Source organism: Trinickia mobilis (genome assembly GCF_017315705.1).
Classification (GTDB): domain Bacteria; phylum Pseudomonadota; class Gammaproteobacteria; order Burkholderiales; family Burkholderiaceae; genus Trinickia_A; species Trinickia_A mobilis.
This window is the reverse complement of sequence record NZ_JAFLRF010000118.1, coordinates 1-1,225: the sequence shown is the minus strand read 5'-3', so window position 1 is coordinate 1,225 and position 1,225 is coordinate 1. Positions and strand designations below refer to the sequence as shown.

The 1,225-nt window shown below is 58.7% G+C and carries 4 protein-coding genes; all 4 read left to right on the top strand.

The window, feature by feature from the left end; genetic code table 11:
• Positions 1 to 143 (top strand): fumarylacetoacetate hydrolase family protein (locus tag J3489_RS37220; protein ID WP_207005713.1); only part of this gene is annotated, 143 nt, incomplete at its 5' end.
• A 52-nt stretch (positions 144 to 195) separates the two neighbouring features.
• A complete protein-coding gene (locus J3489_RS37215; RefSeq protein WP_207005774.1) occupies positions 196 to 441 on the top strand; it encodes a tautomerase family protein in 246 nt (81 codons plus the stop codon).
• A 22-nt stretch (positions 442 to 463) separates the two neighbouring features.
• Positions 464 to 688: a tautomerase family protein gene (locus J3489_RS37210; protein WP_207005773.1), complete on the top strand. Its 225-nt coding sequence runs from the start codon at positions 464 to 466 to the stop codon at positions 686 to 688.
• A 205-nt stretch (positions 689 to 893) separates the two neighbouring features.
• A partial coding sequence (locus J3489_RS37205) for a LysR family transcriptional regulator (protein ID WP_207005772.1) occupies positions 894 to 1,225 on the top strand: 332 nt, incomplete at its 3' end.

Genomic DNA, 1,225 nt, shown 5'->3' with positions numbered 1-1,225 from the left:
TCGGACGCGGGCTGGCGGCCGGCGATATCGTGCTGACCGGCGCATTGGGCCCGATGGCCGCCGTGCGCCCGGGCGACGTCTTCGAGGCTCAAATTCACGGCTTGGGCTCGGTACGCGCGGCGTTCGAGGACCTCAAGCCATGAACCACCACGGTTAGCTGAATAGTTAACGGTTCTGTACCAGAAGGATAGATCTATGCCTTATATTCGATGTGACATTCGGCGTGGCCGCAGTGACGAGCAACGCGAGCAGCTATGTACGCGCATTACCGAGGCAGTGAGCCGCATCACGGGAGCCCCTGTTGGCTCGATCCTGGTGTTGGTCAACGAACATGCAGGCGGCAACTTCATGGAGGGTGGCGCGATTCTTCCTGACTATGTGGCCGGCCCGAACGGCGAGGACCTTGCTGGCGAAGCCGCACTTAAGCGGGCGCAGTCTTGAGATTCGCTCACAGGAGATACCTATGCCCTTTATCCATTGCAATATCCATACTGGAGTCTCCCCAGAGGCGAAGCATGAATTAGCCCAGGAGCTGATCCAGATTGTTCATGAGACGATTGGATCACCAATTCCTTACATCCACGTCGCCATTGTCGAAGTTCCAGGTAGCGAATTTGTCGAATCCGGACAGCTCAATTTCCAATACGGTGCTGAGCGACTTAGCGGCGACGGAAACGCTAAGGGCTGATTCCTTCCCAAAAGCTCAATGATACGGACGACATGCAACTGAAATTGCCAAGTTGATGCCGGGGGGCGACGAATATAATGGGGCATGGACAGAGGTTCCGTCTCCGTTTCGTCGCCGGCCCAGACGCCGCTTTCGTTCAACGGTTATCGATTTCCGCCGGACACAATTCTTCGATAATTCGTACTCGCATTACCGGAGAACCACCATGGCAGACATCGTTACCGGTATGCGCATTTTCGTGCGCGTAGTCGAAACGGGCTCCTTTACCGCTGTGGCAAACGAAAACAATGCCACTGCCGGGCAGATTTCGCGCGCTGTGTCCGCGCTCGAGCAACAGTTGCAGGCCGTGGTGCTGCATCGCACGACGCGTCACCTGGCCGTCACCGAGGCCGGGGAGCGCTTTTACGAGCGCGCTAAGGCAATACTTGCCGACATCGATTCGGCGACCGACGAGGCCCGCAGCGCCAGCGTCTCGCCGGCGGGGCGGGTGCGGCTTCATTGCGCACCGGGTCTCGCGCAAGGGATGGTGGCGGCGGC